The 6,332-nt window shown below is 71.3% G+C and carries 8 protein-coding genes and 1 pseudogene; 8 read left to right on the plus strand and 1 reads right to left on the minus strand.

Going from position 1 to position 6,332, the window contains the following annotated elements:
- Nucleotides 1-640 (plus strand): annotated as a pseudogene (locus tag AOK24_RS09900) (hypothetical protein); the annotation flags it as partial.
- A 71-nt stretch (nucleotides 641-711) separates the two neighbouring features.
- Here AOK24_RS09900 and AOK24_RS09905 read toward each other — a convergent pair.
- Nucleotides 712-972, minus strand: coding sequence for a hypothetical protein (locus AOK24_RS09905; RefSeq protein WP_055719683.1), 261 nt, complete (start codon nucleotides 970-972; stop codon nucleotides 712-714).
- Nucleotides 973-1,097: 125 nt separating this feature from the next.
- On the opposite strand from AOK24_RS09905, the gene AOK24_RS09910 reads away from it, so the two are divergent.
- The 7 genes from AOK24_RS09910 to AOK24_RS09940 all read left to right on the plus strand — a co-directional run bounded on the left by AOK24_RS09910 (nucleotide 1,098) and on the right by AOK24_RS09940 (nucleotide 6,223).
- Complete coding sequence (locus AOK24_RS09910; RefSeq protein WP_055719684.1) at nucleotides 1,098-1,547, plus strand: hypothetical protein; 450 nt, start codon at nucleotides 1,098-1,100, stop codon at nucleotides 1,545-1,547.
- Nucleotides 1,548-1,738: 191 nt separating this feature from the next.
- Nucleotides 1,739-2,485, plus strand: coding sequence for an ATP-binding protein (locus AOK24_RS09915; protein ID WP_055719685.1), 747 nt, complete (start codon nucleotides 1,739-1,741; stop codon nucleotides 2,483-2,485).
- A 40-nt stretch (nucleotides 2,486-2,525) separates the two neighbouring features.
- Nucleotides 2,526-2,885 carry a DUF7739 domain-containing protein gene (locus AOK24_RS09920; RefSeq protein WP_055719686.1) on the plus strand — a complete coding sequence of 120 codons (360 nt, stop codon included), beginning with the start codon at nucleotides 2,526-2,528 and terminating at the stop codon, nucleotides 2,883-2,885.
- Between the two features lie 12 nt (nucleotides 2,886-2,897).
- On the plus strand, nucleotides 2,898-3,293 hold the full coding sequence (locus AOK24_RS09925) for a DNA translocase FtsK (protein ID WP_055719687.1): 396 nt from the start codon (nucleotides 2,898-2,900) through the stop codon (nucleotides 3,291-3,293).
- A 149-nt stretch (nucleotides 3,294-3,442) separates the two neighbouring features.
- Nucleotides 3,443-3,883 carry a hypothetical protein gene (locus AOK24_RS09930; RefSeq protein ID WP_055719688.1) on the plus strand — a complete coding sequence of 147 codons (441 nt, stop codon included), beginning with the start codon at nucleotides 3,443-3,445 and terminating at the stop codon, nucleotides 3,881-3,883.
- Between the two features lie 100 nt (nucleotides 3,884-3,983).
- A complete protein-coding gene (locus AOK24_RS09935; RefSeq protein ID WP_055719689.1) occupies nucleotides 3,984-4,451 on the plus strand; it encodes a Pycsar system effector family protein in 468 nt (155 codons plus the stop codon).
- Between the two features lie 380 nt (nucleotides 4,452-4,831).
- On the plus strand, nucleotides 4,832-6,223 hold the full coding sequence (locus tag AOK24_RS09940; RefSeq protein WP_055719690.1) for a DUF2637 domain-containing protein: 1,392 nt from the start codon (nucleotides 4,832-4,834) through the stop codon (nucleotides 6,221-6,223).
- The last annotated feature ends 109 nt before the right edge of the window (nucleotides 6,224-6,332 follow it).

Genomic DNA, 6,332 nt, shown 5'->3' on the forward strand with positions numbered 1-6,332 from the left:
CGCGCAGTGGTACGAGCAGCCGCACAACCCGGACCGGCAAACGGACGACAGCACGGTGCACGGTGGGCCTCGGCAGCTCCCGCCCCCACCCGAACACGGCTCTCGGGCCCCGATCTCCGGCTCGGGCCGCGACGAACCACCCCCGCCGAAACGCCGGCGCGCCTGGCGCTACGTCGCCGCGATCGCGGTCGTGGGCGTAGCCGTCGGCGCCTATCTCCAGCAGGGCAGCCTGGACCAGGAGCGCGAGCAGCGCACGGCGACGGCCGCCGCCTACAAAGGCCGCTCCGGGGCGGCCCTGCGGATCGACGGAGTGAAGGTCGATGTGATCGCCCGCTGGAGTAACGATCGCAAGCGGGTGGTCCTGGAGCTGAGCAGCTACTTCGACCGCAACGCGAAGTATCTGCGCCTCGATGCCGGAGAACAGACCGCCAGCAGCACTCAGGAAGACGGTTACTACCCCAGGGACCCGCAGCTCGCGCTGCCGGTGGACGACCCGCTCGCCGAGGTCACCGTCCGGGTAACGGTAGGCGGCGTCTCCTGGAAGGAGGGCGTCAGAGCCCCCTCACAAGAGGTCCGCCTGTCCCCGGCCGGAACGGCGCACGACGCCAAGACCGGCCAGCAGCTCCCCTCCGACCTCTGATGGTCCGCCCGCGCCGGAGGGCTGTACCCGACTCGGGTACAGCCCTCCGGCGTTTTTGCGTGGGCGTGGATCTACTCGGGCGCGGCGCGGGCGCGGGCGGTCCGCTTGGCCGCTGCTGCCGCGTCCGCGGCGGCGGGGTTCAGGAACTGCCTCACGGCCTCACGGCTTTTGCCGGTCACGCGGATGATGTCGGTCTGGGTCCGGCCTGAGTCCAGGACCGCACGCAGCCGCTCGGCTCGGCGTTCGCGTAGGGCCGAGGTCGCTTTGGCCAGCTCGGTGTCGTAGTCGGCGAGGATCTGCCGGATCTCGTCATCGCTGATGGGCGTGGGCATGCCTCCATGCTACCGCCCAGTCTTGGCCTAGACAGTCTTGACATGCCAAGACTGTCTAGGCATCCTGGATGTGGTGAGGGCGACCGACGCCCGAGCCGAGACCCCCTTCGGAACAAGGAGACTGAGTGATCACCACCATCGTCGCCGTCGCCGGTACCCTCGCCGGATCGTTACTGACCGGCCTCCTCCAGTACGCCGTCCAGCGTGCCACCCGCCGTGAGGACGCTGCCGCCATCAGCATCAGCGACGGCCTGGCCGCTATCGAGGAACTGGTCCAGGCCCTCGAAGACCACCGCCGCGCGATGTGGGTGCGGGAGGAACTGCGGCTGGCAGACCAGGACTGGTCGCAGGCCCGCGAGGAGAGCCACCGCACCCGCTCCGCCATCACCGGCCCGCTGCTGCGGGTCCAACTGCTCCTGCCCGACCTCGCGCCCACCGCGAAAGCCGCCGCCCAGGCCGCCTACAACATGCGCGAGGCGGACGGACCGGGCGTCCTTGACTGCGCCCGCCAGGTCGCCGCGCTGAAGTCGGAAGAGCTGGTCGAGGCCGCCGGCCGCATCATCTCCCCGCGATGAGCGGAGGCGTCACCGACCGCTGACGCCCCGCCAGCCCCCCTCGCGGCAGTGCATCCGCTCCCCGGCGAGCCGAGCGGACGAGCCACCGCGACCCCCAGCACCACCGCCCCGGAATACGGCGTGAGGCCGCCGGATCGACTCCGGCACGGGGCACCCACTGATCACCATCCGACCAGACCCGAAGGAATCCCATGTCCCCGCTGCTCCCGCGCTACGTCCTCGCCCCGGCCCACCTCCACGACAGTGTTTTCGGCTGGCAGCTCACCCGCGCCGGCCGCTACCTCGACTGCCACGAGACCTTCGACGCGAACATCGACCGCGACGTCGAGGCGGCGATGGACTGGGCGGAACGGATCATCGGCACCCGGCAGGACTGGCGGCACACCCGCGAGGGTGGCCCGGAGCGGTGGATCGCCGCGCCGAAGGACGACGTCCGCGCGGCGGCCGGCACCGACGCGCTGCGCGCCCTGGAGCCCGGCACGGTCGTGGTCCCCGTCGGCCCCGGCGGGGCGGGCAAGAGCACCTTCGCGGCCGAGGCCGGGTTCGTCACGGTGGTCAGCCTCGACGTCCTGCGCGAGCAGCTCGGGGGCGATGCGGGCGACCAGTCCCTCACCCCGGCCGCCGTGATCGAGCAGAACATCCTGCTGGAGCGGCACCTGGGCGAGGGGAACACTGTCTACCTCGACGCGACGAACGTCGAACCCCGCGTCCGCGCCGACCTCGTCGAGCGGGCCCGCCGCCACGGCCGCCCGATCGTCGCTCTGCGCATCCTCCCGCCCCTCGCCACCTGCCGCGCCCGCAACCGCATGCGGCCGGCCAACCGCCGGGTACCGGACGACACCCTCGCCTGGCAGCACTCCCTCGCCCTCGCGGCCACCCCGCACCGTCTCCTCGCGGAGGGGTTCGCCGCCGCCCACGACATCGTCACGCCCCTCTGACGCGCCCCCAACCCGACGAGAAACCACGGAGGTTGACGAGATGACCGAGACCGTCCACGAGGCCGTGTCCCACGTCGTCGTGGTGTCCCACGGGGCCGACTTCTTCGGCGAGGACCGCCACAGCCTCAGGCTCCTGGCCAGCCTCGCCGGGTACGCCGAGGGCTGTCTGCCCTTCGCGGAGCGCGGCGCCCTCACGGAGCTGCTCGCGAGGCCCTCGGACGGCGCCGTCCCGTCGGCCGTCGCCGCCGAACTCGCCCCGCTCCTGCACCGCCTCGCGCGCCACCGCTTTGTCAGGAGCGGCGCGGCGGCCGTCGCCCGCTCCCTGGGAGATGCCGCCGCGCGGGCCGCCGCTGACGGCGAGCCGTGGGTGTGGCGCATCGAGACCGGCACTGCGGTATGAGGGAGAAGCCGGATGCCTGATCCGATCTACGGCGAAGTCCTGGAGCTGGCCGCCCAGTTGGGTGAGGGACTGACCCAGTCGACTCTGCAACGGCGATTTCGCCTGGGCTACCAGCAGGCCAGGCGGCTCATGGACCGGTTGGAGGCCGAGGGGCATATCGGCTCGCGCGAGCACGAGCGCCAGGCCCTCCTCGACCGCGCGTTGGACGCCTACGCGCGGGCCCTGGCCGGGTGCGCCGTCTACGAGAACGCGGAGGGCGCCGCCGCGAGCCTCAGTCTCCACGGCTGGAGCTGCCACCAGGACGCCGCCCAGGTCGCCTGTGATGCCCGTGAGGCTGCGGTGTTCTACGGCGCTACCCCCGACCAGCTCCTGCACGTCTTCCGCGCACACCACACCAACCCCAAGTAGGCCGCCGCCGACGGCGAGCCGTGGATGTGGCGCATCGAGACGGGTATGCAGCTCAACGCCCCCATGCGCCGCTGCTGCCCGGCATCCACGCCCGGCACTAGCGGCAACCGACTGGGGCGGGCCACCCCACTCACAAGGGAGAACAGACCGTGACCACCGACAGGCGCCTGGACAGGATCGTCATCGACGACGGCCTCCACCGGCCGCAGATCGTCATCGACGAGGACGCCTCCACCAGCATCGGCACCGCCCTCTGGAGGGCCGAGTGCTCCTGCGGCAGGATGCCCCACCACATCTCCGGCACCCCCGAGGGCGCCCTCGCCGCGCACCTTGACCACGTCACCACCAGGATCGGCCCGTCCAAGGGGCCCGCGTGGCTCCCTCTCGGCGCGCGCATCACCCTCCTTACGACGGCCATGCTCGTCATCTGCATCGGCTGCTTCGCCGCCGGACGGGTCATCATCCGCGCCCAGGACCTCACCGGCCCCGCCGCCGAGGGCATCGCCGTCGGCTCGGTCCTCACAGGTTTCGTCCTCGCGTTCAGCCTCATGGTCGCCGCCCGGCACTACATCGCACCCACCCGCGCCTGACCGCACGACAGAGGGGTGGCGCAACCGTTGGAGCCGGCTGCGCCACCCCCTGCGGCGAACCGTACCGCCCATCACCCGCCACGACAGGAGACACCTGACCATGACGACCGTCGCCCCGACGCCGACCGAGATCGACAGGAACCTCGACGCCAGCCTCGCGTCCGTCACCACCGAGATCGGACGCACGGACAGCAAGGCATCACTGCTGCTCGCGTTCGACGGAGCCCTCCTGGCCGGCCTCGCGTCCGTCGCGGACAAGGACCTGCCGACGATGACCAAAGTGTTCGGCGCGCTCGCCGTCGCCGCCCTGGGCGCGGCGGCCGTGATGCTGCTCCTGGTCGTGAGGCCCCGCCTCGGCGGCAGCGACCGGGCCTCCTTCCCGTACTGGGCACGCCTGGACGAGGAGCAGATCCGGGCCTGCATGGACGGCGACACCCGGACCGCCCGTATCCGGGTCCTGTCCGGCATCGCCCTGCGGAAATTCACCCAGCTCCGGCACGCGGTGGACCTGTCGCTCGCCGCACTGGCGCTCCTCGCTGCCGCGGCCGTCGCCGTTTTCGCCGCCTGACCGATCACCTGACGAAGAGCTGCCTCCGGCGGGATCACCCCGCCGGAGGCAGCTTTTGTGTTTCCGGAGCTGATGTCACTGTGACTACTGTGGCCACTGACATGCAGTAGCCACAGTGACATCAGCTCCGGACACGCGGGGCGATGCTCCGGTGGCCTGCGTGATGGGTGCAGACTGCTGAGGTGCATGAGGTGTTGACGTACGACCAGACCCGGACCGACACCACGGCGACGGCCGTCCCGACGGACGCCGGACCCGGACCCGTTCCGGCTGCCAGGCAACCCGCTCCGGAAGCAGCGGGCGTGACTCCGGCCGCCCCGGACAGGCCCGCAGGCACGGAAGAGCCGTCTCCCGGGACCGACGCCGAGAGCAGCCACGGTATGCCGGGATGGGTACAGACCCTCCTGGGAATCGTGACCCTGTTCGGCATGGGCGTGGTCGCAACCGTCGGATTCGCCTCTTCCTACGACACCCTCCAAGAGGCTGCCGTCACCCGAGGGTTCTCCAAGAACCTGTCCTACTGGGTGCCTGTGGGCATCGACGGCGCGATCATCGCGTTCCTCGCACTCGACCTCTATCTGACAGCGCGCCGCATTCCGTGGCCGCTGCTCCGGTTCGCCGCCCACGGCATGACCCTTGCGACGGTCGTCCTCAACGCGTCCGGGCAGCGGACACGCGACGCCGTCGGCATGTTCTGGCACGGCCTGATGCCCGTGCTGTTCATCGTCGGGGTAGAAGCCGTCCGCAAACTGATCGTGCACGCCGCCCGCCTCGCGGACGGACAGATCAGCGACCGCATCCCGCTGCACCGCTGGATTCTGGCCCCGACCACAACCGCACGTCTCTACCGCCGGATGCGACTGGCCAACGTCCGCTCCTACCCGGAGATGATCCGCCGGGAGCAAGACCTCGACGGCTACCGGATCTGGCTCACACAGGAGCTGGGCGACGACCTGACCGGGGCCACGCAGGTACAGCGCCTCCCGATGACCCTCGCCCCAAAGGGATTCACCGTGGACGAAGCGCTCGCGCTGCCGTCCCGGTGGGCGGCAGCGGCGGCTGAGCGGGAACGCCAGGCGGCCGAGCGCACGGCGCTCCAAGAGGCGGAAGCCGCCGAGCGAGCGGCAGATCTGACGATCCGCAAGGCGAAAGCCGCCGGCCGCGTCGAGGCGGCGCAGCATCGGATCACGGCGCAGACCAACGCAGCGCAGGCCGAGGCTCAGGCGACGGCGGCACAGGCGCAGGCGGGGGCGGAGGCGGCCCGCGTACGGGCGGAGCGGCTGAAGGCAGAGGCGGAGCGAGCCGTCCAGGCCGAGGCCGAGGCGCTCCGATCAGTCGATCACGCGGCGCTCCTACTGAAGGCAGCCGAGGCCGAGAAGCAGGCCGAGAAAGCGGCTGCTGACGCAGAAGCGGAGCGCGCTCGTGCGCAGGCGGAGCGCACCAAGAGTCTGCGGCTGGAGGCCGAAGCCGAGTCGGAGCGTCTGCGGGCGACCGAAGCCCGACAGCGCGCGGCCGTACTGGAGGCCGAGGCGCAGACGGCGGACGGCTGGGCACGTCTGACACCGCGTGAGCGGCGAGCCCGCCGAGTAGCGCGGATGATCGTGGCCGCTGGGGGCAATGACCGGACTCTCGACGTCGTCTCGCTGGCGGAGATCGAGGCCGACCTTGGTGTCGGCCGTACGACGGCTGGTGAGTTGCGCCAGGAGGCGGGACAACTCCTGGCGGGCGGGTATGACCCGCAGGTCGACTACGAGCCGGCGGGGTGGCGCTGACCTACTGGGGTTCAGTCGGTGCAGTAGTGGCAGTGGGTGTGTGAGGGTCTGCCCCGAGCTGGGGTGGGCCCTCTGGTATGTGTGGGGGCCGCGGGCGTTTCCCGGCCCC

It is taken from the genome of Streptomyces niveiscabiei (assembly GCF_001419795.1).
GTDB classification, from domain to species: domain Bacteria; phylum Actinomycetota; class Actinomycetes; order Streptomycetales; family Streptomycetaceae; genus Streptomyces; species Streptomyces niveiscabiei.